22 protein-coding genes and 1 riboswitch are annotated in these 23,053 nt (G+C 44.5%); of the genes, 21 read left to right on the forward strand and 1 reads right to left on the reverse strand.

Annotated features, from left to right (window positions below):
- The first annotated feature begins 79 nt into the window (after positions 1-79).
- The 18 genes from MKY66_RS14025 (at position 80) to MKY66_RS14110 (ending at position 19,014) form a co-directional block, all read left to right on the forward strand.
- Entirely contained in the window at positions 80-1,282 is a 1,203-nt protein-coding gene (locus MKY66_RS14025; RefSeq protein ID WP_339807164.1) for an alpha/beta fold hydrolase, read from the forward strand.
- 34 nt (positions 1,283-1,316) lie between these two features.
- Complete coding sequence (locus MKY66_RS14030; RefSeq protein ID WP_076211898.1) at positions 1,317-3,407, forward strand: serine hydrolase domain-containing protein; 2,091 nt, start codon at positions 1,317-1,319, stop codon at positions 3,405-3,407.
- 234 nt (positions 3,408-3,641) lie between these two features.
- The gene (locus tag MKY66_RS14035; protein ID WP_256704248.1) at positions 3,642-4,016 is read left to right on the forward strand and encodes a hypothetical protein; all 375 of its coding nucleotides are present in this window, start codon (positions 3,642-3,644) and stop codon (positions 4,014-4,016) included.
- 2 nt (positions 4,017-4,018) lie between these two features.
- On the forward strand, positions 4,019-5,737 hold the full coding sequence (locus tag MKY66_RS14040) for an ABC transporter ATP-binding protein (RefSeq protein ID WP_076211900.1): 1,719 nt from the start codon (positions 4,019-4,021) through the stop codon (positions 5,735-5,737).
- Between the two features lie 417 nt (positions 5,738-6,154).
- On the forward strand, positions 6,155-6,577 hold the full coding sequence (locus tag MKY66_RS14045; protein WP_076211902.1) for a MarR family winged helix-turn-helix transcriptional regulator: 423 nt from the start codon (positions 6,155-6,157) through the stop codon (positions 6,575-6,577).
- On the forward strand, positions 6,574-7,653 hold the full coding sequence (locus MKY66_RS14050) for a low specificity L-threonine aldolase (RefSeq protein WP_076211904.1): 1,080 nt from the start codon (positions 6,574-6,576) through the stop codon (positions 7,651-7,653). Before MKY66_RS14045 ends, MKY66_RS14050 begins: the two co-directional genes overlap by 4 nt.
- Positions 7,654-8,357: 704 nt before the next feature.
- A complete protein-coding gene (locus MKY66_RS14055; RefSeq protein ID WP_076211906.1) occupies positions 8,358-9,122 on the forward strand; it encodes a class I SAM-dependent methyltransferase in 765 nt (254 codons plus the stop codon).
- Positions 9,123-9,133: 11 nt separating this feature from the next.
- Positions 9,134-9,763: a pentapeptide repeat-containing protein gene (locus MKY66_RS14060; RefSeq protein ID WP_076211908.1), complete on the forward strand. Its 630-nt coding sequence runs from the start codon at positions 9,134-9,136 to the stop codon at positions 9,761-9,763.
- A gap of 70 nt (positions 9,764-9,833) precedes the next feature.
- A riboswitch (guanidine-I (ykkC/yxkD leader) is annotated at positions 9,834-9,934 on the forward strand.
- A gap of 101 nt (positions 9,935-10,035) precedes the next feature.
- On the forward strand, positions 10,036-10,374 hold the full coding sequence (locus tag MKY66_RS14065; protein ID WP_036608190.1) for a multidrug efflux SMR transporter: 339 nt from the start codon (positions 10,036-10,038) through the stop codon (positions 10,372-10,374).
- The gene (locus MKY66_RS14070) at positions 10,374-10,688 is read left to right on the forward strand and encodes a multidrug efflux SMR transporter (protein ID WP_076211909.1); all 315 of its coding nucleotides are present in this window, start codon (positions 10,374-10,376) and stop codon (positions 10,686-10,688) included. The genes MKY66_RS14065 and MKY66_RS14070 overlap by 1 nt, the downstream gene beginning before the upstream one ends.
- Positions 10,689-10,805: 117 nt before the next feature.
- Positions 10,806-12,212 carry a DEAD/DEAH box helicase gene (locus MKY66_RS14075; RefSeq protein WP_036608186.1) on the forward strand — a complete coding sequence of 469 codons (1,407 nt, stop codon included), beginning with the start codon at positions 10,806-10,808 and terminating at the stop codon, positions 12,210-12,212.
- 142 nt (positions 12,213-12,354) lie between these two features.
- The gene (locus MKY66_RS14080) at positions 12,355-12,714 is read left to right on the forward strand and encodes an MmcQ/YjbR family DNA-binding protein (RefSeq protein WP_076211911.1); all 360 of its coding nucleotides are present in this window, start codon (positions 12,355-12,357) and stop codon (positions 12,712-12,714) included.
- A 62-nt stretch (positions 12,715-12,776) separates the two neighbouring features.
- Positions 12,777-13,469 (forward strand): hypothetical protein, encoded by a 693-nt coding sequence (locus MKY66_RS14085; protein ID WP_076211913.1) that lies wholly within the window; start codon positions 12,777-12,779, stop codon positions 13,467-13,469.
- Positions 13,470-13,510: 41 nt separating this feature from the next.
- The gene (locus MKY66_RS14090; RefSeq protein WP_076211915.1) at positions 13,511-14,395 is read left to right on the forward strand and encodes an alpha/beta hydrolase; all 885 of its coding nucleotides are present in this window, start codon (positions 13,511-13,513) and stop codon (positions 14,393-14,395) included.
- Positions 14,396-14,625: 230 nt separating this feature from the next.
- Positions 14,626-15,783 carry a type III polyketide synthase gene (locus tag MKY66_RS14095; protein ID WP_076211917.1) on the forward strand — a complete coding sequence of 386 codons (1,158 nt, stop codon included), beginning with the start codon at positions 14,626-14,628 and terminating at the stop codon, positions 15,781-15,783.
- Positions 15,770-16,489 (forward strand): methyltransferase domain-containing protein, encoded by a 720-nt coding sequence (locus MKY66_RS14100; protein WP_076211919.1) that lies wholly within the window; start codon positions 15,770-15,772, stop codon positions 16,487-16,489. Before MKY66_RS14095 ends, MKY66_RS14100 begins: the two co-directional genes overlap by 14 nt.
- A gap of 6 nt (positions 16,490-16,495) precedes the next feature.
- A complete protein-coding gene (locus MKY66_RS14105) occupies positions 16,496-17,644 on the forward strand; it encodes an FAD-dependent oxidoreductase (RefSeq protein ID WP_076211921.1) in 1,149 nt (382 codons plus the stop codon).
- Positions 17,645-17,823: 179 nt separating this feature from the next.
- A complete protein-coding gene (locus tag MKY66_RS14110) occupies positions 17,824-19,014 on the forward strand; it encodes a PLP-dependent aminotransferase family protein (RefSeq protein WP_076211923.1) in 1,191 nt (396 codons plus the stop codon).
- A 68-nt stretch (positions 19,015-19,082) separates the two neighbouring features.
- On the opposite strand, the gene MKY66_RS14115 is transcribed toward MKY66_RS14110, so the two are convergent.
- Positions 19,083-19,508 (reverse strand): MaoC family dehydratase, encoded by a 426-nt coding sequence (locus tag MKY66_RS14115; protein WP_076211924.1) that lies wholly within the window; start codon positions 19,506-19,508, stop codon positions 19,083-19,085.
- Between the two features lie 160 nt (positions 19,509-19,668).
- Between MKY66_RS14115 and MKY66_RS14120 the strand changes: the two genes are divergently transcribed.
- The 3 genes from MKY66_RS14120 (at position 19,669) to MKY66_RS14130 (ending at position 23,021) form a co-directional block, all read left to right on the forward strand.
- Positions 19,669-20,667, forward strand: a complete 999-nt coding sequence (locus MKY66_RS14120) for a LacI family DNA-binding transcriptional regulator (protein WP_305956062.1) — start codon at positions 19,669-19,671, stop codon at positions 20,665-20,667.
- 118 nt (positions 20,668-20,785) lie between these two features.
- Complete coding sequence (locus tag MKY66_RS14125) at positions 20,786-21,670, forward strand: AraC family transcriptional regulator (RefSeq protein ID WP_076211928.1); 885 nt, start codon at positions 20,786-20,788, stop codon at positions 21,668-21,670.
- 85 nt (positions 21,671-21,755) lie between these two features.
- Entirely contained in the window at positions 21,756-23,021 is a 1,266-nt protein-coding gene (locus MKY66_RS14130; RefSeq protein WP_076211930.1) for an extracellular solute-binding protein, read from the forward strand.
- Positions 23,022-23,053 lie beyond the last annotated feature (32 nt).

The following is a 23,053-nucleotide window of genomic DNA, read 5'->3' on the forward strand; positions in this document are numbered from 1 at the left end:
TATCATGACGGCTCTATTCATAATCATCGTTTTATTCAGACATTCCGATAAGATGGCGAATCTTAAAATAGGGAAGTTCTTGAAATATAGTTTATCTTCCCTAATTGTCATTCTGCTGGTTGGTTCTACCGTCTTGTCTGTATACTTACCTGTTTTTAATCTGCCGAAGCTTGATGGTCCAGAGAAGGTGGGTACTCAAACATTTCATTTAACAGACCAGAACAGAGACGAAATCTTCACTGAAGATCAAAGCGATAAGAGAGAACTAATGGTTCAAATTTGGTACCCAACTGAAAACAGCAATAATAACAAGCGTGACACGCTGTTTCCAAAAGATAAAGAAATGTTCAAAAAGTATATTCAGAGCTTCTCTGCTTCTTTAAAACTGCCCGAATTTTTGCTCGACTACTTGAAGTATAGTCAAACCAACTCTTATGAAAATGTTGAAATATTACCTTCTACAAGTCCTTATCCCGTGGTACTACTATCTCATGGTATGGGAACCAGTAGAGTTCTACATGTATCACAGGCCGAGAATCTGGCCAGTCATGGGTATATCGTGTTCACCATCGATCACACGTATAGCACCTTTGCTACCCTTTTTCCAGATGGCCGTGTAACGGATTATAAAAAAAGTACAACTACACTAGATGAACGTACAAAAACAGGGAGTATATGGACGAAAGATGTGGAGTTTGTAATCGATCAAATCGAAAAGCTGAATTCAGGTGCAATCGAAAGTCAGTTTAAAGGAAAAATCGATCTTGATCACATCGGCGCGATGGGGCATTCTTTTGGGGGGGCAACCGCGTTTAATGCAACGTATTTAGATCAGAGAATCAAGGCCGGAGTTAATATGGATGGGTCACTATATGAAGTGGAAAATAGAGATGATATAAACAAGCCGTTTATGTTCATCCGATCGGGAAGTTTTGAGGACTGGTTCGCCAATTTTGAGATGGATAGAAATTCGGATGATGAAGTAACTAAATCTCTTTCAGATGAGCTGCACATTATGAAAAATGTTATCAATCATGGGGGCAATGTGATCTATGTAGAAGGAACCCAGCACTTCAATTTTACGGACCTTCAGTTCTATTCAGAGCTGGTTAAACTGTCCGGTATCACAGGAGATATCAATGGTAAAAGAGGATCAAACATCGTAAATCAATATGTACTCGATTTCTTTAACAAGCAACTGAAAGGAACGGGTGGAGATCTGATTCAGGGACCGAGCGACAAGTATCCGGAGGTGAAATTTGTAAACCCAGAAGAACTCTAATACCAAAACATATAAAATTCAGGAGATGATGTGAATGGGACGACAAAAGGGAAAACGAACTTCAATCACCGCCTTAACTCTGGTGTTAACGTTGTTGGCTCCAATGTCAGTCATGTCCGCACCAACTGCCGGTAACAGCAGCGACCTGAAGTATGAACCAACAGAGAAAATAGTAGCGGATAAAGCCAAGTTACTCACCGAGAAGCATGGAATCACAAGCCTGCAATATGCCCTTATCGATGGTGGCGAGATTGTGGTGTCCGGTCAGACAGGCAAGAACGATTTAGAGGGTAAAGTACCGCTTACTTCAAATACGATTTATGGCGTAGGATCAACTAGCAAAATGATGCTTACAGCGGCTGTGATGAAGCTGGTTGACGAAGGAAAGGTAGATTTGGATCTTCCTGTTGTGGACTATATCCCCGATTTTAAGATGAAAGATCAGCGCTTCGCCCAAATCACACCACGCATGCTGTTGAATCATTCTTCCGGTCTGCTGGGCAGTACTGGCAGCAATGCCACATTGTACGGGGATAATGACACGTATTCACACGATACGTTTCTGGAGCAATTGGCGAATCAAAAACTGAAGGCAGATCCTGGAGCTTACTCGGTGTATAGTAACGACGGTTTTACGTTGGCCGAGATTATGGTTGAACGTGTTAGCGGCATGACTTTTACGGCTTTCATACACCACTATTTTACGGAACCTTTGGACATGCAACATACCAAAACACCACAGGATGTCGTTGACCCGGCAGCAATGGCGGGAATCTATTCTCCTGTGTATGAGGGACAGCTTCCACAAGAGAATTATAATATCATCGCTACTGGAGGCATTTATTCCACCGCTGAAGATCTTGCGAAGTTTTCACAAATCTTCACGGGAGAGGTCCAAGGCATTCTTACCGATAAGTCTGTAGAAGCCATGGCGCAAGAAGAGTACAAAAAAGGCATGTGGCCAGAGGATGGCGATACGTCTATATCTTACGGTTTAGGGTGGGATAGTGTGAACTTGTTCCCATTCAGTGAATATGGCATCAAGGCCGTGACGAAAGGTGGAGATACGATATCGTATCATTCATCATTAGTGGTACTGCCGGAATACAAACTGGCTGCAGCCGTTACCTCATCTGGTGGGACAAGTGCCAAAGATCAGTTCATTGCGAGTGAATTATTGCTCAGCGCACTTGAGGAAAAGGGGATTATCACAGAACGGAAGCCGGAAAAATCATTTGGCGTGCCAGTGAAGGCCGATATGCCTGAAGAAATATCCACGTATGCCGGTATATATGGTGCCACTAATTCGGTTAAGAAGATCGAAATGAATCATGCTGGACAACTGACTGTATCCACACTCACAGCTCCAAGTAATCCGGCTCAAACATACACCTATACAGCGGATGGTACTTTTGTTAACGATGAAGGCACGGAAAAGTTGAAATTTGTTAAGGAGAAGAATGGAAGGACTTATCTGTGGTCTCGATCTTATGTATCTTTGCCAGGACTTGGTCAGTTGGCTTTCTCAGAATATAAAGCGGAGAAGCTGGAAGTCAATGAATTATCCCAGGATATTACGGCCTCATGGGGGCAGCGTGAAGCTAAAAAATATTACCTGGTGAATGAGAACTACACATCAACGGTTTATCTCAATTCAGCACCAATTCTCCCGATTCATTTGGACAAAGAGACCCCGGGGTATATATCCAACACTAAGATTATTGGAGCAAACGAAGCAGTCACGGAGCTGCAAATCCCTGGCATGGCTGGACGTGATACAAAGGAGATTTATTTTGCTAAAAAGAACGGAGTAGAGTACATTACAGCGGTTGGTAGCATATACGCCAATGAGGAAATGGTACAACCACTCTATTCGGGTAAACAATCTCTAGCAACGATTCAAGCAGATGGATATGCCAGATGGTTTTCGATACCAGCAACGGTGAAAGGAAAAGTCATGACGGTTAAAATGCCTGCAACTGGCGGCTTTGCCGTATATGATCAGAAGGGTATTTGTATTAATCACACCGTAGTCAGCGGTCAGAATGAGGTTGTTTTACCAGAAAACGGCCGCATTGTATTTGCAGGTGACGTGGGTTCAAAGTTTGAAATTTCATTGAAATAGTAAAATTAATTTAGTACATGGATGATGATGATTTTCGAAGAAGTAAGAACAGTGAAGAACAAAAAGCCGCAAAAATGCGGCTTTTTTTCTGTTAAAAATAAAACGTAAAGATAAAACGGATATACACGCATATGCCATATGGAAAATTTAGGTTGACACCCATTATTATCACGTATACAATCGTATACATGAATATACTGTATACAAACGTATACACATAATGGAGGTGGCAGGATGAGAGATCGTGATCTGAATGCAATCGATGGAAGTGTAAGTCAAGGTGAACGTCCGAAACGTGATGTGAGTGACAATGAGCAACGTGGAGAGCGTTCCAGACGTGGCAGAGGACATGGTGAACATCAGGGGAAACGGGGCCATGGTGCGCAAACATTCCGTCGCGGCCGGATTCTTGTATTTCTGGAACAAATGCAGAATCGAAGAACAACGCTTGTCCGACAACTTGGACAGGAGGAGTACGAACATATTCGCCCGGTGATCAGTGGGGAGTTAAAAGCTATTGATCAGGTCATCGACGAGTATATCCATCTGTTCGAGCTGCAAAATGAAGATGTAAACCCCAATAAGGATCTGGAGAGTGAGAGTGAATAAGTATGATTCGTCGTTTTTTTTCGTATTATCGTCCCTATAAAAAACTGTTTTTGATTGATTTTGGATGCGCTGTACTCGCAGGTCTTCTGGAGTTGGCTTTCCCCCTTGCTGTCAGCAAATTCATTAATGAGTTGTTGCCAGGTCAGGATTGGCCTCTCATTATGCTTGCCTGTATTGTGTTGTTATCCATCTATGCACTTAATACGGTATTGAACTATGTAGTTACATACTGGGGACATATGCTGGGCATTAACATTGAGACCAACATGCGTGAGAAGATGTTCGCTCACTTGCAGAAGCTGTCCTTCCGGTTCTTTGATAATCGTAAAACAGGCCACTTAATTGGTCATCTTACGAATGATCTGAATGACATCGGAGAGGTCGCTCACCATGGACCTGAGGATGTATTCATCGCAGTAATGACATTAATCGGTTCGTTCTGGCTGATGGCTAACATTAATCTGGAGCTTGCGCTGCTTACCTTTATCATTATCCCAATCATGGCTTGGGTCATTATCGTATTTGGTGGCCGGATGACAAAGACCTATCGGCGACTTTTCGGAGACGTAGGCAATTTCAATGCGCGCATTGAAGATAACGTTGGTGGTATGCGTGTGGTGCAATCGTTCGCTAACGAAGAACATGAGAAAGAACTTTTCGCCGTGGACAATGCGAATTTCCGTAAAACCAAACTGCTTGCCTACAAAACGATGGCAAAAAGTATCTCGGTCAGTTATATGATGATGCGACTGGTTACGGTGTTTGTCATGATCAGCGGGGCCTGGTTTTATATCGATGGCAGGATCAATATGGGTGACTTTATGGCCTTCCTGCTACTGTCCAATATCTTCTTCCGCCCGATTGAGAAAATCAATGCCGTCATAGAAAGTTATCCAAAGGGCATCGCTGGTTTCAAGCGGTATCTGGAGATCATTGATACAGAACCTGAGATTGCGGATAGCAAAAACGCCGTTGAATTCGAAAGTGTTAAGGGTGATATTCGCTTCGAGAACGTCTCGTTCGGATATGAATCCAGTCGGCGTATTCTGAATGATATCAGTCTGTCCGTTCGACCAGGCGAAACCGTTGCTTTTGTTGGTCCTTCGGGTGCAGGCAAGACAACCATCTGTAGCCTGCTCCCACGATTCTATGAGGTAGAAGAGGGACGAATCACTGTAGATGGCGTCGACATTCGTAACGTGAAGCTTCAATCCTTGCGCAAGCATATCGGAATCGTTCAGCAGGATGTATTTTTGTTCTCGGGTACCATTAAGGAGAATATTGCTTATGGTGATTTGAGTGCAACTGACGAACAGATCTGGGATGCCGCTCGCCGTGCCTCATTGGAGGAATTGATTCTTACGTTGCCGGACGGTATGGATACTGTCATTGGCGAGCGTGGCGTCAAGCTATCCGGAGGACAGAAGCAACGGTTATCCATTGCTCGTATGTTCTTGAAAAATCCACCCATTCTTATTCTCGATGAGGCAACCTCTGCGCTGGATACGGAAACGGAAGCGCTGATCCAGCAATCACTCGCTGAATTGTCGGTGGGTAGAACAACACTTGTGATTGCACACCGATTGACAACCATCAAGAATGCGGATCGAATCATCGTGGTGAACACAGATGGTATCGCTGAACAAGGTAACCATGAGGAATTGGTCGCCGCTGGAGGGATATATAGCCGTCTTCATCAGGTGCAATATAGTCACTCTTAATCCATGTAAATTGAATTTACACTAGCCACTCCGATGACAGAACAACCTTCCGATCGCTGTTATCCCCAGATTTTTTTATTCCTCTTATCTAAAGGGGAAATCCGGGGATAAAGGCGAACGCTCCGCTTCTTCAGGTTCTTTCTGTCCTCTCCGTTTTGTGTAAATGTTTAGTCAATTTATATAGAAACTTAAGCAGTTGACTAAGTATCTGGATAAAGTACTAAAACAAGTAAACCTTGCCGCGCATATGCGCGGCTTTTTTTATTGATTGGATTAAAAAATGAAGTTATAAAATGCTATGTAGCATATAATGTTGACAACGTCCACTAACGTGATTATTATAATGTTGACAATGTCCACTAAAAAGGAGGGTTTGACATCGACTCTCGATACATAAATCCAGATATACTCGCTGACATGCGACGTTTTAACCGTTTTTATACTAATATTCTTGGTGTACTCGATAAGCATATTCTCGGAACGGGCTATTCGTTTGCAGAAGTACGAGTCATTATTGAGATTGGAATTCGGGGAGAGAGCATTGCGAATAATCTGGTAGATACACTGACCATTGATCGCAGTTACATGAGCCGAATCGTGAACAAGCTGTCCAAGAAAGGACTGCTGGTGAAAGTGGATTCTGCTGCCGACAGCCGGGTCAGTTTGATTCGTCTGACAGCCAAGGGTGAGGAACTGTATGCCCAATTGAATGCTCGATCCGACCAACAGATCCTGAAGTTAATGCAAGAATTGAATGAAGAAGAGATTCAAGAGGTATACACCTCCATGATGAACATACAAGAGAAGTTGAACAAGAAGGCAGGAGAGACCACACGATGATACGATTTGAATGTGATTATAATGAAGGTGCGCATGAACGAATTTTACAAAGACTGATGGAAACCAATATGGAACAGACGAGCGGGTATGGCACGGATGAGCATTGCGAACGGGCGAGAATGCTTATTCGTCAGGCCTGCGACAATGAGCAGGCTGATGTTCATTTCTTGGTTGGCGGTACACAGACGAATACAACAGTGATTGCGTCTATTTTGCGACCGCATCAAGGTGTGATTGCTGCTATCTCTGGACATATTGCAGTTCATGAGACGGGGGCTATTGAAGCTACGGGACATAAGGTGCTCACGGTTCCAAGCGAGGACGGAAAGATCACGCCAGAGCAGGTTAGAGCAGTCTATGATGCGCACATGAATGAGTCGTCACCGGAACACTGTGTTCAACCAGGAATGGTCTACATATCCCAACCAACGGAGAATGGAACGATGTACAGCAAGGCAGAACTGCAAGCATTGCATACAGTGAGCAGAGCATGTGGTCTTCCGTTTTTCGTGGATGGAGCACGTCTTGGATATGCACTCGCTTCACGCGATTGCGATATGACACTTGCTGACCTTGCACGCTTGTGCGATGTATTTTACATCGGGGGAACCAAGATTGGCGCATTGATGGGAGAGGCGGTTGTTATCCTGAATGAAGCGCTGAAACCGGATTTTCGTTATATGATCAAACAAAAAGGTGGCCTGCTTGCCAAAGGCAGATTGCTGGGAATCCAATTCGAAACATTGTTCGAAGATGGTCTGTACCTCGATATTTCTCGCCATGCCGTAGATATGGCCTTGAGAATTCATGACTCACTCGAACAGCAGGGGGTACGCTTCCTGTACGATTCACCAACCAACCAGCAGTTTCCGATTCTGCCTGATCGTTTGCTTGAGAAATTACGCAGCGGTTATACCTTCTCCTTCTGGGAAAAGGTTGACGATACACACAGTGCGGTACGATTCTGTACCAGCTGGGCAACTCAGCAGGAAAATGTGGATGCACTGACTCGTGATATCGCTCAATTATTGCACGGAGAGATCCACGTGCCAGAACGGGTCGAAGCATTGGTCTAATCTTGTTCAAAATTAAGGAGAACAGCTCCGATTTCCTTTCATAAATACGAGTATTTTGAAAATTCCAAAAGATATTACGCAGAATTCTGATATTGAAAAGAGGACAATCCATTGTGGTTGTCCTTTTTTGGGTTTGCCTTTTTGTGAGATAGGGAGTGCATACTCGGTTACCTCCTCACAGATTTAACCTACATACATTATAAAGCTTACCGTACAGAATCAAAAGGAGGCCTGAGAGGATCAGGCAATCAATTAAGACGATTGATATACCGCTTGCAGCCCATGACTCGGCATACTAAGAGTATGTTAACAGAGCCAAGTGATTAAAGTTTATTCGAAAAGTTGGGTGAACAGGGTGATGAAGTGGTTATCGAACCATGTGAGGCAAATTTTGATTGACAGGCTCGTATCACAGATCAAGTATGAAGAAAATTCCGTACATCGAGAGATATACTTCACATGCTGGTTAGAGCTAGTTACCGAAGAGGTCGAGACAACTTCCATTTACAGAACAAATTCAAGGAGAGTGTGAAATATGGAATATGTGGGCTAACAAGAAATCTTAGTTGATCCGAATTCTTAATGTTAAAGTCGCCATTCGGCGGCTTTTTTTTATAGTGATCTGATGAGTGAATTGACAATTCTCTTATATTAAAGTTATTATAGATACATTAGATCCTTAATTGAGAAGGAGATTATAATCTATGAATAACGGACATTCATCCGGTCAAGTGAACGAATCATCGAGTGGTCATTCCGCTCCTTTTGCTACGTTACAGGGCACACCTATCTTATCATTGCTCCAGCCATCCCAAGGTGAACGTATTCTTGATGTAGGTTGCGGTAATGGCGATCTGACAGCCAAAATTGCAACCGCAGGTGCGCTGACAAAAGGTATAGATTTTTCAGAAGAGACGATTAGGCAAGCTAAACAGAAATACCCTGATATGAATATTCAAGTAGCAAATGCTTGTCATTATCGGACAGAAGAACCGTTTGATGCGGTCTTCTCTCATGCCGTTCTGCATTGGATAAAGGATGCTCCAGCTGTAGTACAATCAATACAGTTAGCGCTCAAGAGGGGCGGGCGATTCGTGGCTGAGTTTGCTGCAAATGGTAACACGGCTATATTAATTACAGCGGTACAGGAAGAACTGGATGCCCGTGGATACAAATGGGAAGGACGGAATCCGTGGTATCACCCGACCATTGGCGAATATGCTAATCTTCTGGAGCAACACGGATTTCGAGTTAGTCTGGCTCAGCATGTGGATCAATTTACCCCGTTCAAGCCAGGTGCCAGAAAGTGGTTGACCAGCTTCGCGGAGTATTTATTCAGTGGTATCACAGCTGCGGAACAGGATGTTATTATGGAAGCAGTTGAGAAAAAAGTACAGCCACAACTGATGCGGGATGGACAGTGGTATCTGGACAGAAGCCGACTGCGAGTCGTAGCTATTAAGGAATAGGGGAATACGGGATGAAAATGGACAAACCCAAGATTCAGGAGCAGTTGCTTGAACCGGAAACGATTGCATTCCTGGAATCCAAAGTGGAGTACAAACACAAACTGATCGAGAACATTACATTGGATCAACAGGAAGCGAGTAAGGTTTCCTTTGAAAATGTTGTATTTAGACATGTGACAATCTCGGAGTCTGCCTTGGAACAATTTGAATTCACCGATGTACGGTTCGAACACTGCGACTTCTCCAATGTCAATCTCTCTGGTGCCTTCATGCATCGGATCGAATGGCATAACTGCAAGTTTGTCGGAACTGATTTTTCCAATAGCCGATTGCAAAATGTCAGTTTCTTTCATGGTCTAGGCGACTACAGCAATTTTCGTTTTGCCCATCTGAAACAGGTCTCCTTCTCGGAATGTACCTTGATTGGTGCGGACTTTGCCTATCTGGCACTGCAAAAAATGGAGTTCAGTCAATGTAACATCGACCAAGCTTCCTTAACAGGCACCAAACTGAAGGATTTGGATCTTAGCGATTGCGAATTTGACTCCTTGGTGCTGACGATGGAAGATCTCAACGGTTGTGTGATTTCACCACATCAAGCCGCCACATTTGTAGGATTAATGGGTTTGATTATCAAATAAATGGCGTGATCACATTTATGGGGTTGCCAAGATAGTGGAAGTGTGTATAATTGGAGACACATTAGAATAAAAACAGGTTTTCTAGGGTTCCGCGATGTATGTGTCGGTCTGGTCCGAGAGAAAACCCGCAACCTGTTGGTTGTGCCACGGAGGGATAAAAGCCTGGGAGATGAACTGCTACATGCAGTTTGTTTCCCGGGCTTTTTTTGTTTTTACGCTAATGAACCTTACGGGTTGTACAAAAAATGTAGTAGAGAAGGAGTGTTACAAGAATGAATAAAACGTGGATGTCGGTTGTGATTGCTGCTTTGTTTGAAGTGGGTTGGGTCATTGGATTGAAACATGCCAGTGGTCTGCTGGAATGGGGGTTTACGTTGGTTGCAATTATCATTAGTTTCTCTTTGATGATTGCAGCTTCGCGTACACTGCCTGTGGGAACCGTATATGCCGTATTTGTTGGCCTGGGTACCGCTGGCACGGTACTTGCAGAGATTGTTCTGTTTAATGCGACTGTTCAAACCGGAAAAATGGTACTCATTGGTGTACTTTTACTTGGCGTGATTGGTCTTAAAATGCTGAGCAAAGAGAAGAATAAGGAGGTGCAGCTATAATGAACTGGGTATTTCTTATCTTGGCAGGTATATTTGAGATGATCGGAGTGCTGATGATAAACAAGTTGCACAAAGACCGTAATCTCATTTCACTGGTTCTATTGGTAGCCGGGTTTGGTTTAAGCTTCCTGTTCCTGTACCTTGCGATGGAAACTCTTCCGATGGGGACAGCATATGCCGTATGGACGGGAATCGGGGCCTCCGGTGGTGCCATTCTGGGCATGGTGTTTTATGGAGAACCTCGAAATGCCCTTCGAATTCTGTTTATCGCTATGGTGCTCGGATCGGCAGTTGGTCTTAAATTGGTCAGTTAAACAAAGTGATTTTAAAAAGATAATGTACAAATTACGTTTTTAATGGTATCCTTATACGTTACGTGTGAAATAAAAGATGCGTCTTATTGATAGATGTGCGTAAATGAAGGAGACAACATGACATTTAAGGACTTAAATATTATCCCCTCTATTATGGAAGGGTTAAGCAAAGCAAACTATACTAATCCTACCCCTATACAGGAACAGGCCATACCAGCTGTATTAGCTGGCAGAGATCTGCTGGGATGTGCACAGACAGGAACAGGCAAGACGGCAGCATTTTCAGTGCCGATCATTCAATTATTAAGCGAAAGATCCAAAGGGCAAGGATCGAAGTCCGCACGACATATTCGCTCATTAATTTTGACACCAACACGAGAACTGGCTATTCAGATCGCGGATAACATCAAGGTATATAGCCGGTATACGGACATTCGTTGTACGGCAATCGTTGGCGGCGTTTCGCAAAAAGTGCAAGAGCGTGCGTTGAATCAAGGTGCAGATATTATTATCGCAACGCCTGGTAGATTGAACGATCTGATTAACCAGAAACGTATTGATCTGAAGATGGTTGAGATTCTCGTTTTGGATGAAGCAGACCGGATGCTAGACATGGGCTTCATTCATGACGTGAAAAGAATCATTGCCAAAATGCCGAACAAAAAGCAGACGCTGTTCTTCTCAGCTACGATGCCTCCTGAAATCACCAAAATGGTTAAAACCCTGCTGGTTGATCCAGTCAAAGTAGAAATCACACCGGTATCTTCAACGGTAGACCGCATTGAGCAGTCTATTTATTTGTTGGAGAACGGTAAGAAGCAACATATGTTGAACCAAATTTTGGAGGATAAATCCATCGTCACGGCATTGGTGTTCACACGCACGAAGCGCGGCGCTGACCGGGTTACACGTGATTTGGCCAAAGCGAATGTTACGGCACAGGCTATTCATGGCAACAAGTCTCAGAACGAGAGACAACGGGCACTGAACAACTTCAAGAGTGGTGCAACACGTGTATTAGTTGCGACGGATATCGCAGCAAGAGGAATTGACGTAGAGGAACTTTCACATGTCATTAACTTTAACCTGCCTAACATTCCGGAAACGTATGTTCACCGTATTGGACGTACAGGGCGAGCTGGCAAAAGCGGGATGGCCATATCGTTCTGCGAGAAGGATGAACTTCCATTCCTGAAGGATATCGAGAAAGTAATCAAAAAGACGATTCCTGAAGTAAAAGGTCATCCGTATCCAATGACAGGTGTACCTGTGTTTGATAAAACCAGCAAAGCATCAGGCAGTAAACCTTCGTTCAACAAATCGGCTGCAGGTAAACCGGCGAAGTCCAAAGCTAACCCGGCACGCAAGCCCAAATCCGAATGGTTTGCCAAGAGTGGTAAATCAAACAGTAGTCGTTCAAACGACGGTAGACCCAATAGCAGTAGATCAAACAGCAGTAGCAGTAAATCAAACCATGGCTCATTCAGCCGCAGCAGCAAAACTAGGAATGATAGAGCCAATTAAGAGTTAAATAAATCCAGATAAAACCTTCTCCATTCATTTGGAGGAGGTTTTATTATGTGCTTTTATGTACAACGAGCTTATTTACATACGAACTTACATTCGGTATCATTATATCGTCCACTGGTGAAAGGGAGGTACTGACTTGAAGGATACGATGATTGAATACAGTTTGAACAAGAAAGGTGCGACCAAGGATTATCCATTTGGGCCTGATCCAGTCGCGATTAAGGTTGCGGGTAAGATGTTCGCTCTTATTTTTGAAAACAAAGAAAAGAAATGTCGCTTAAACTTAAAATGTGATCCAATTATTGCAGAGAACCTGAGAGAGCAGCATGAAGCAGTTCAACCGGGATATCATATGAACAAAAAGCACTGGAATACCATTACGCTGGATGGTTCCTTATCCGATGAGGATGTCTATGTCATGATCGATCACTCCTATGATATGGTTGTCCAATCCCTTCCGAAAAGGATTCGGGATTCTCTGAACGGTAAGAGATAAGAAGAAATATATGAGGTAGGTAAAAGGCTAATGGTCTGCTTCTCTAACAGAATGAATATCCTATGAAAATGAAGACATATTTGAAGTCCATTTGGTTCCATTACCTTGGAAATAAACAAGATCGAACGGCCTTGTTTAATGTGGCTTCCCTTGTTATCAATGCTGTAACAGGGATAGGCAAGTTAATCCTGGGCATATATCTGTTTTCGGGATGGTTCATTACAAATGCTGTATATTATCTGATTCTTTGTGTGGCTAAAGGCCAAGTGCTCCATAAATATACAGTTACCAAGAGAATGGACTCTCCCGAAGAAAGATACAGATTGGAGCTTACGGTATATAAGCGCGGAGGTCTGTTCCTGTGTTTACTGGGTGTGTCCTATTCGATGGTCTGCCTGCGAATGTATCTAATCGGCGATGCTTTCATATATGAGGGTATCATTGTGTATATCGTATCTACAGTTGCTTTTACCAAGTTGGTTTTTGCCGTGTATGGTACCTGGGCGAACCGTCATCTCCATAACCCGATCATATCTACATTGAAAATGATTAACTTCACCGATGCGATGGTATCCATCGTGGTGACCCAAGCGACATTACTTACCATGCAAGGCTCACCTCTTGCATTAAAAACCAGTAGCTTGTTTGGCATGGGGTGCAGCGTTTTATTTTGTTTGATGGGGGTCTGGATGATGTTTCACAAAAAAAGGGAAACAAGCACGGATCCAAACCGATCTCCTGGCACTGAATGTTAACATTGAAGCATTATTGGCAATCCACTAAAGGAGTGATATCTATGGATCAACAACAACAGTTGGCAATGGTACAACGTATGCGTCAAAATGTCGTCGGTACAGGAGCAGCTCTTCAACCCAGTTCCACGTATGCTGTCACAGTAAAAGAAGTCATGATTCCTACAACTAAAGGTGATACACGTGTACTTGTGTATACACCGGATAGGGATCATTCCGCTCATCTGCCGGTCTTCTTTAATATGCATGGGGGTGGTTTCATCTTGGGACAAGCAGAGATGGATGATCCATGGTGTCGCCTGATCGCTGACCGTGCTGATTGTGTGGTCGTTAATATCGATTACCGTCTTGCACCAGAGCACAAGTTCCCAACGGCGGTTCATGAATGTTACGATGTTGTACAGTGGGTCCACGCCAATCCGCAATCCTTCTCGGTTAACCCGTCTCTATTCGCTATTGGGGGACATAGCGCTGGTGGTAATCTTGCTGCAGCAGTGTGTTTACTGAATCAGCAACGTGGTAGCGAGCTGCCGATTGTTCTGCAAATTATGGATTATGCCGTGTTGGATGTGGCTACAGATCCGGCCGAAAAACCGAGTTTTGAAGAAGCCATTCCAGCCGATATCGCCAGAACGTTCAATGCCATGTACCTTGAAACGCCAGAAGATGCGCATGACCCGTTGGCTTCACCTGTGCTTGCAACATCAGTAGAGGGACTTCCAGAAGCATTGATCATTACCGCGGAGAAAGATTCATTGGCCCAAGAAGCAAGAACATATGCAGCAAGGCTGGAAGCAAGCGGTGTGAAGGTGACACTTAAGGAGTATAAGGGAGCCGCTCATGGATTTACGCATTCTGGGGATCTCCAGATGGCTGAGGATGCCTGGTACCTGATGAGTGACAAGATCAGAGAAGCATTTTCCAAATAACGTGTATCAGAATGACGCTTAGAAGGAATATAGTTACCTTGAAGTCGCCTAATGGCGGCTTTTTTTCGTTCATTGATGTGATTGCTTCAATCGCTTGTTGAAACCAAGCTTCTGAGCTTACGGATGTGTTAATAAACTAGATTAGGAGCCTTATTGAGATTATAACGATATCGTTAAGGGTAAGAGTTGTTAAATTAGAGGAAATAATGACCAATACCAGGAGGTTTATTATGAACCAATATAACAGTCCATCCGATATCGCGATTCTTGGCATGGGAACGGCTCTACCTGCTCACCCCGTAGCACAGTCAGATATTGCAGAACTAATCGCTTCTTCTCTTCAAGATCGGCCAGATTTGGCCCGTTTTGCCAAGCGAATATTCAAGTCCTGTGGTGTTGAAACACGATATACCGTGGAACCAAGCTATCTGGGTTCACTGGAAGAATGCCGATATCTGCCCTCTGGTGAGCGATCAGACATCCCGACAACCGAAGAACGAATGAATACATACAAGCGAGAGGCGCTTCCGCTCGGGATTGAGGCGGCAGAGAAAGCCCTGGAGGATTCAGGCGTATCTCCAAAGAGCATCACACATATCATCACGGTCAGCTGCACCGGTCAATATCTGCCGGGTCTTGATGTTATGCTCATCCGTCATTTGGGTTTGTCTGCCCGAGTTAATCGACTGCCGCTAATCTTTCAGGGTTGTGCCGCAGGGTTGAAAGCCATTCAGATGGCACGAGACGTGGTGCAGGGAGCTCCCGGATCACAGGTCCTTGTGGTCTGTGTAGAGTTGTGCACCATTCATTTTCAGCCCGTACAAGATCGGGAAGCGCTGTTTGCAGCTTCATTCTTCGGAGACGCTGCTTCTTCTTGTGTAGTGGGCACACCAGAATCTCAGCACAAGAATTACCTGAGTCTGGGAACGGGTTATTCTGTGCTTCTTCCGGATTCGACTGAAGATATGACCTGGGAGGTGGGGAATCTGGGGTATGACCTGTATCTATCCCCTCGTATTCCGAAGCTGTTAGGTGTTCATCTGGAAGAGGAACTGCGTCTCTTATTGCAAAGTGAACAGCTTCCTGAACTATGGGCCATTCATCCGGGAGGACGTGGGATTGTGGACTCTGTGCAGAATGTAATGAAACTGCGAGACGAGCAAACGAAGTATAGCAGGGATGTCCTCAGAACGTATGGTAACTTATCTTCCAATACCATTCTGTTTGTACTGAATGCGATGCGTGAGGATATGAAGGCACAGGTTCAATCTTCCACAGATGGTGTAGCCATGGCATTTGGACCGGGACTCACCGCAGAGTTGATGAAATTCACTTATGTACCCTCATTATCTTCAGTGATGGAGGAGCACGATCATGTCCTTTTTTAGAACATTGTCCATTCGAGCCAAGGAAGATGAACTGATGGATGACTTCTCTCTGGGAGGGGAGGAGCTGCGTGAAGCGCTTAGACATCTGAGACGTCTTAACAAAATATTTGCAGCACCTGGCCCAACTCTGGCTGGTGTAGAGAAGTTGTGGAACTCAGTCGGTAAGCCGAATAAGCTGACTCTGCTGGATGTGGGCGCAGGTTCAGGGGATGTGAACCAAAAACTACTGCAATGGGCAGATCGTCAGGGTGTTCAGCTGGAAATTACGCTGGTTGATCTGACGGAAGAAGCGTGTGAGGAAGCGAGACAACTATTCCGTGACGAACCCCGAGTTCGGGTACAACGTGCCGATCTTACACAACTGCCGGATGCTTCAGCAGATATTGTGACAGGTTCCCAGTTTGTACATCATTTTGACGGAGATCAGCTGGTCGATATGGTTTCTCATATGCTGCGAGCATCCAGATACGGTGTCGTCATTAATGATATTCACCGCCATCCCGTATCCTATAAGGCGGTCTGGATTACTACACGGATGATCTCGCGCAATCGTTATATTCGGCATGATGGGCCTCTTTCCGTAGCCAAAGGTTTTACAGGGAGGGATTGGAAGGAACTTAAACAACGTCTCAATCATGATACGATGACCTATGAATGGAAGCCTTTATTCCGTTACTCTGTTGTTATTCCCACGAAAGGCAGGTGATCTTACGTGTCGAAATCGATAGATGTGATTGTCATCGGAGCCGGAATTGCCGGCAATACATGTGCAATGCAACTGGCAGGAAAAGGCCATCGGACGCTTTTGCTGGATCGCCAGGAGTTCCCGCGGCACAAAACCTGCGGTGAGTTTATGTCACCCGAAACCAAGGAGATGTTAGAAGTTCTGGACATTCACCTTCTGGACCAGTCGAAGAAACCCAGCACCATGGATCATGCCAAAATCGTTATGCCACAAGGCGGAGTGATTGAAGCACCGCTGCCGGGATTCGCATATGGCATAAGTCGATATGAGCTGGACCAGAATTTGCATCAGAAGGCGCTGGAGGCCGGAGCCCAGATTGTGACCAAAGCGACCATAACGAGCATCGAGCAGCTTGAGGATGCCAGTTATGAGGTTCAGGTGAAACAGGGAGATGAGCGGATCAGCTACAGAGCCAAAGCCGTTATCGGGGCACATGGGACCAAAAAGCCGCGCGGGATGGCTTCCGCACCTGATCTGCGGGACCAAACCGTATACGTTGGCGTTAAGTCCCACTTCAGCGGGATAGAGATTCCCGCACGCGTAGAGTTATATTTTTGCGAGGGTGGTTACGTGGGCATTTCTCCGATTGAGGATGGTATTGTGAATGTCGCCGCATTGTTGACACTGGATACCGTCCAGGGAAGTGGCAAGTCTGTAAACGATATTTTACAGGCGGCATCCCTGACAAACGTGAGTTTGGCGGCCCGTTTAGCCGAGGGAAAACCTGTAGATGGAACGCAAGTGTCGATTGCGCCCTTGCATCTGTCCAACGTTCCTGAGCCGTGGTCCCAATATCCGCATATTGGGGATGCCATGCTGATGATACCACCCTTATGTGGAGACGGAATGTCCATTGCTCTTCGCTCCTCACTCCTGTGTGCAAGGTGGACTGACAAGTACCTGCAAGGTGACATTGAACATGCCGATTGGCAGAGTAATTACACGCTGGAAGCAAGCCGTGAATTCACCCAATTGCTCAGACGCGCAAGAAGAATTCAAAAGCTGGCTTTTGCCAAAACCAATAAATTCTATCCTGGTCTGGCCCGGATGATCCCTGGTCTAGCCGCTTATGTAGTGAAGGCTACACGGTTATCCGAGATGAACACAGCGCGCTAATAGGCTGAAATTTTGCTCAATACTTATGCGAAAGAGGTTGCTGACGGCGGCCTCTTTTTTGGCGTACAAACATTAATTTTGTGGAGACAGTTTGGAAATTCGGGAAATGCTCGTATAATAGAATCTAATGTAATGATAGAGAGTTAATTCAGATGAAATGTCGGGAGGCACTATTTAAGATGAACTATTCATTTTCCAATCGTATCGCAGCACTGCAACCATCCATTATTCGTGAGATTCTGAAGGCTTCTTCTGGACAAAATGTGATTCCATTCTCCGCAGGAAATCCTGCTCCGGAAACCTTTCCTATTGAGGCGATTCGCACATTCACTCAATCCATTCTGGAGCATGACCCGGTCACAGCTCTGCAATATGGGATTACGGAAGGATATGTTCCCCTCAGGGAAGCATTGACTCAACATTTGAAGACAGGTTTTGATACCGGTAAACCATCCGATCAATTGTTCATTGTATCTGGAGCGCAGCAGGGGATTGAACTGGCCTGTAAAGTATTCTGTAATGAAGGGGACACGATCATCTGTGAGAGCCCGAGCTTTATCGGTTCCCTGAACTCCTTCCGGGCATCCGGTGCAAAGCTTGCCGGTGTTCCGATGGAAATGGACGGTATGGATATCGAGAAGCTGGAACAGGCGCTGCAAACGGAGCCTAATGTGAAACTGATCTACGTGATCCCAAGTTTTCAGAATCCGACGGGTGTAACAACGAGTCTTGCAAAACGTAAGGCCATATACGAGCTGGCTAAGAAGTATGGCGTGATGATTTTGGAAGATAACCCGTACGGAGAACTTCGATTCAATGGAGATGATGTGCCAACCATCAAGTCTATGGATTATGAGGGTCTGGTCATCTATGTTGGATCATTCTCCAAAATTCTGTCGGCGGGACTGCGCGTTGGTTTTGTACAAGCGCCACATGAAGTCGTAGAGAAGATGGTTGTTGCCAAACAGGGAGAAGACGTACATACAGCCATGCTTCCACAGATTCTGGCGTACAAGTTCATGACAGAGTATGATTACGCGGGGCACATTAACTGTATTCGTGAGGTATATCGGAGAAAAGCAACATTGATGATGGACAAGCTGCAAGAGCATATGGGTGAGTCCATTACCTATACCCAACCGGATGGTGGGCTGTTCCTCTGGTGTGATCTGCCAGCACATGTGCCAATGCTTGATTATGCCAAGACAGCGGCAGCTCAAGGGGTTGCGGTTGTACCGGGAAATGCATTCCTGGTGAACGAGCAAGACCCTTGTAATGCCATCAGACTTAATTTCTCAACTCCGTCAGACGAACAGATTGTCAAGGGTGTAGAGATTTTGGGGCAGGTATTGAAAGGGTATAACGCTTAAAAATGCTTCAATGTGATATATTTACGAAAAGCCGCCGATTGGCGGCTTTTTTGGGCTTTTTCTCGTCCTTAATTATCAATTAAAGCACTTAATTCTGCCTGAAATACCTTTTGATTCTTCTGATTGAAAGTACTCAGCAGTACTGTAACAATCCCATTTCCTTTTCGTCTGGGAGTCAGTCCAATGACTTCTGCAATGACATGAAGTTCATCATCCGGAAAGACCGGTTTCAGGAATTGAATGTTATTCATTCCGGTGCCCGCCACGACATGCTCTCCATAGACCCCAACCTCAATCCATAATTTAAAGGAGATATTCATCGTTTGCATGCCAGAAGCAATTAAACTGCCGAATCGGCCTTGCTTGGCCTTTTCCTCATCCAAATGCATGTACTGTGGATCAAAGATTGTGGCAAACTCAATAATATCACGCTTGGATAATGCCAAGGATGTGGTTTCGTAGCGCTGACCTATTACATATTCACTAAATCTCATGAAGCACCTCGGTTTCTTTAATATGTTTTTTCGTAGTTGATGTTCTGCTAAGAGACATGACCGAACTGACGTGTTAAAATGCTAGTGAACTATCCCATGTGTATTGCTGTGTTACTGCCATGAAGGACTAAACAGATGAAACTGTCTTTGAGGAGTATATATGATGACAACGATTAAAGATGTAGCCAAGATGGCTGGTGTAGCCAGTTCGACCGTATCTTGCGTACTCAACGATAAAGGGAATGTAAGTGAGCCAACAAGACTCCGAGTACTTGAGGCAGCGAGTCAACTCAATTACGTTAGGCATGGTCCTGCATCGGAATTAAAACGAAATAGTACACAAACCATTGGTGTTATTGTCCATGACATGTCCAGTCCGTATTTCTCGGATTTGGTGAACGGAATAGAAACCGTTGTCATGAGTCATGGATACGATATGATCGTATGTAGTTCGTTAGGTGGAGAGAAATCTACAGCCCATCGTTACATTCGTGAAAGAAGAGTTGACGGAGCTATTGTTATCGCTCAGAATATTCAAGATCAATTGCTGATTGAAGCATCTGAAGCAGGGTTTCCGATTGTTGTCATGGATCGGGATCTGGATGCTCAACATATTGTAAAGGTTTTGATGAGTGATACGCAAGGCGGTTACTTGGCTACCCGTTATCTGATCGATAAAGGGCATCGGACAATAGCTTATATTAGTGGCCCGTCACAATCGGAATGTAATCTCCATCGTTATCAAGGTTATTTGAAAGCCTTGAAGGAGGCAGGCATTGAAGAGAACCCCGAATGGAAAATTGGCGGACAATACATGAAGCAAGATGGCTACAATGCAGCCAAGAAACTGCTTGAAGGAGAGTTGCCATCCGCTGTATTTTTTGCCAATGATGAAATGGCCATCGGCGGCTTGGAAGCCTTCAGGGAGCATAATATCTCAATACCTGAGCAGTTATCCGTAATTGGCTTTGACAATATACCTGCATCTCAGTACATGAATCCACCTTTAACCACATTTCGTCAGCCGAAGAGGGATGCAGGCCAGCTTGCAGGTCATGTTCTCTTCCAACTGCTGAACGGAGAGATCGTAGAGACGTTATATACACTGGACATCCAATGCGTGGAACGTGATTCTGTTCGGCTCCTCAACCTGAGTTGAGGAGTTTTTTTCCATTCTATAGAAATTTTAAATACTTAAAAAGAAAGGAGAGTAGACATTTATGCATAATATAAAGACGAGGAGTTATTTGCGTTGGAAATAAATGGAGGTTGATACGATGGGCGTACCCACTTTTTTGGAGACAGGCCACATGCAAGAAGGTTTTCCCATTCGGGTAATTCATACAGGAAATCAGTTCAATTATGCTGCACACTGGCATGATGAGGTTGAGCTGGTTCTCGTCAATGGAAAAAGCGCCAGAATTGGTGTGAACGACCACGTGTGTGAGTTGGAAAAAGGGGATGTGCTGCTGATCAAACCAGGGGATGTGCACTGCTTTTTGCCGGGGACCGAACATTTGACCATTATCTTGTTCCGACTCGAATTGTTAACCGGGAGTTTCACGACCGAAGCCGAAATTCAGGATCTCGGGCAACTGTTCAACAAAACAACAGTTATTCCCTCGAATACGGGAAGTCAGAACAATCTGACTCAATATATAGATGACATCATTACCGAGAAGAAAAATCAGAAGCCGGGATACCGATGGTTAATGGTATCCAGGTTGTATGATCTCATCATACTTTTATTGCGTACAAAAGTACCGGTTCCCACCGATGAATCATCATCTTCAGGATGGGCTTGTACCTCCTCCAAAAAATTTGAATTCCTTGAATCGGTCTGTGAATACCTGGAGGAGCACTATGCTGAGCCCATTAAGCTGGAACAGGTGGCGGAACATATTAAATTTAGCAAGTTCCATGTCTGCAAGCTGTTCAAAGAGATCAAGGGCGTAACACTGATGGAATACTTGAATCATTTTCGAATTATCAAGTCAGAGTGGGCCTTATTGTTCCGTCAGGATACAATTCTGGAGATTGCGATCGGACATGGATTTAACAATGTTAACTCCTATAATCGTCTTTTCAAAAAATATAATGACTGCACACCCTCCGAATTTCGTAAGAAACATCGTACGAATATCACAAAATATGGAGGGTAATGCACAATATTTGTGGAGAAAGCCCTCTCCAAAATCAATATACTCTAATAAATTGTAAGCGTTTCCTTTTTGAAGGAGGGGGCCTATGAAGAAGTGGTTTAAGCCAACTATTGTATTTGTATGTGCAGCGATGTTGTTAGCTGGTTGTCAGTTCAGTCCATCGAATCAAACCAAGCAACAGGAGATTACTGTGTGGAGTTTTACGGATGAAGCAGGGTACGCCATCGAGAAATTCGAACAGAAATATCCTGACATCAAAGTGAACTTTGTCAACATCCCCGGTAATTTCTATATCACCAAGCTGAAATCTGCACTACAGACAACCTCGAAGGCTCCAGATGTATTTATGATTGAAAATGCTAATATTCGAGAACTGATTGACGTTCCATATCTGGAGAATCTATCAGCTTCGCCGTATAACGCCAATGAACTTATTCAGGAACAATATGCTTTTGTTCAGGCCAATGAACAGGACAGTGAGGGAAATGTCAGAGCGATAGGTTATCAGGGAACACCAGGGGGCATCTACTATCGTCGGGATTTGGCCAAGAAATATCTGGGCACCGATGATCCTGAGCAGGTGGGTTCACAGATCGATACATGGGAGAAGATCTTCCAGATTGGAGAGAAGGTACAGCAACTTAGCGGGAATAAAGTACATGCATTGGCGAATTGGAATGCTATATCGAATTCGTATGATGGTATACCTTGGGTGAAGGACGGCAAACTTGTCATCGATCCAACGTACTTGGAAGTGCTCGATCTTGTACGTGAAGCACGTGAGCGAAATGTACTTGCCGAGTATGAAGATGGAAGTGCCGGTTACGCTGCATCCATGCAAAAAGGAGAGGTCATGTTCTATCCCGGGGCAACCTGGGGTTTGCAATATACGTTCAAGGCGAACGCTCCGGATACCGAAGGCATGTGGGGCTTAGCCCAGGGACCGTCAGCCTTTAGTTCAGGTGGAACCTATATCGCGATGTACAGTAAAAGTGAGAAAAAGGATTTAGCCTGGAAGTTTATTGAGTTCTATAATTTTGACCACGATTTTCTATCCGAGTTAGCGAAAGAACAGGATTATTTCACCAGCAACATGGTTGTGAATGATGAACTTGCCCCGTCTCTCTCATCGTCTTATTTGGGAGGACAGAAGCATTTCGAGTTTTTCTCGGAGGCTGCAAAACGGGTACCTGTATACGAACGCACCAAATATGATGCCACGATTAACAATGATATCTACAAGATTGTACTCCAGTTATATCTCAATAAGGACATTCAGACCAAGGAAGAAGTCGTAAAGCGAATCAAACGTGATGTCACCTTGAGATTTCCGGAGCTGGAAGTGGATTAGCTTATAAGCGAGCGAATGAATATACACATCCG

Origin of the sequence: Paenibacillus sp. FSL R5-0766 (assembly GCF_037971845.1) — a bacterium.
Lineage (GTDB): Bacteria > Bacillota > Bacilli > Paenibacillales > Paenibacillaceae > Paenibacillus.

What these genes read in the sequence shown, in the direction of transcription:
- MKY66_RS14030 (WP_076211898.1), top strand. Translation starts at nt 1,317, where the DNA reads ATGGGACGACAAAAGGGAAAACGAACTTCAATCACCGCCTTAACTCTG.
- MKY66_RS14075 (WP_036608186.1), top strand. Translation starts at nt 10,806, where the DNA reads ATGACATTTAAGGACTTAAATATTATCCCCTCTATTATGGAAGGGTTA.
- MKY66_RS14095 (WP_076211917.1), top strand. Translation starts at nt 14,626, where the DNA reads ATGAACCAATATAACAGTCCATCCGATATCGCGATTCTTGGCATGGGA.
- MKY66_RS14130 (WP_076211930.1), top strand. Translation starts at nt 21,756, where the DNA reads ATGAAGAAGTGGTTTAAGCCAACTATTGTATTTGTATGTGCAGCGATG.
- MKY66_RS14060 (WP_076211908.1), top strand. Translation starts at nt 9,134, where the DNA reads ATGAAAATGGACAAACCCAAGATTCAGGAGCAGTTGCTTGAACCGGAA.
- MKY66_RS14035 (WP_256704248.1), top strand. Translation starts at nt 3,642, where the DNA reads ATGAGAGATCGTGATCTGAATGCAATCGATGGAAGTGTAAGTCAAGGT.
- MKY66_RS14110 (WP_076211923.1), top strand. Translation starts at nt 17,824, where the DNA reads ATGAACTATTCATTTTCCAATCGTATCGCAGCACTGCAACCATCCATT.
- MKY66_RS14115 (WP_076211924.1), bottom strand. Translation starts at nt 19,508, where the DNA reads ATGAGATTTAGTGAATATGTAATAGGTCAGCGCTACGAAACCACATCC.
- MKY66_RS14055 (WP_076211906.1), top strand. Translation starts at nt 8,358, where the DNA reads ATGAATAACGGACATTCATCCGGTCAAGTGAACGAATCATCGAGTGGT.
- MKY66_RS14040 (WP_076211900.1), top strand. Translation starts at nt 4,019, where the DNA reads ATGATTCGTCGTTTTTTTTCGTATTATCGTCCCTATAAAAAACTGTTT.
- MKY66_RS14125 (WP_076211928.1), top strand. Translation starts at nt 20,786, where the DNA reads ATGGGCGTACCCACTTTTTTGGAGACAGGCCACATGCAAGAAGGTTTT.
- MKY66_RS14120 (WP_305956062.1), top strand. Translation starts at nt 19,669, where the DNA reads ATGATGACAACGATTAAAGATGTAGCCAAGATGGCTGGTGTAGCCAGT.
- MKY66_RS14090 (WP_076211915.1), top strand. Translation starts at nt 13,511, where the DNA reads ATGGATCAACAACAACAGTTGGCAATGGTACAACGTATGCGTCAAAAT.
- MKY66_RS14050 (WP_076211904.1), top strand. Translation starts at nt 6,574, where the DNA reads ATGATACGATTTGAATGTGATTATAATGAAGGTGCGCATGAACGAATT.
- MKY66_RS14065 (WP_036608190.1), top strand. Translation starts at nt 10,036, where the DNA reads ATGAATAAAACGTGGATGTCGGTTGTGATTGCTGCTTTGTTTGAAGTG.
- MKY66_RS14100 (WP_076211919.1), top strand. Translation starts at nt 15,770, where the DNA reads ATGTCCTTTTTTAGAACATTGTCCATTCGAGCCAAGGAAGATGAACTG.
- MKY66_RS14070 (WP_076211909.1), top strand. Translation starts at nt 10,374, where the DNA reads ATGAACTGGGTATTTCTTATCTTGGCAGGTATATTTGAGATGATCGGA.
- MKY66_RS14085 (WP_076211913.1), top strand. Translation starts at nt 12,777, where the DNA reads ATGAAAATGAAGACATATTTGAAGTCCATTTGGTTCCATTACCTTGGA.
- MKY66_RS14045 (WP_076211902.1), top strand. Translation starts at nt 6,155, where the DNA reads ATGCGACGTTTTAACCGTTTTTATACTAATATTCTTGGTGTACTCGAT.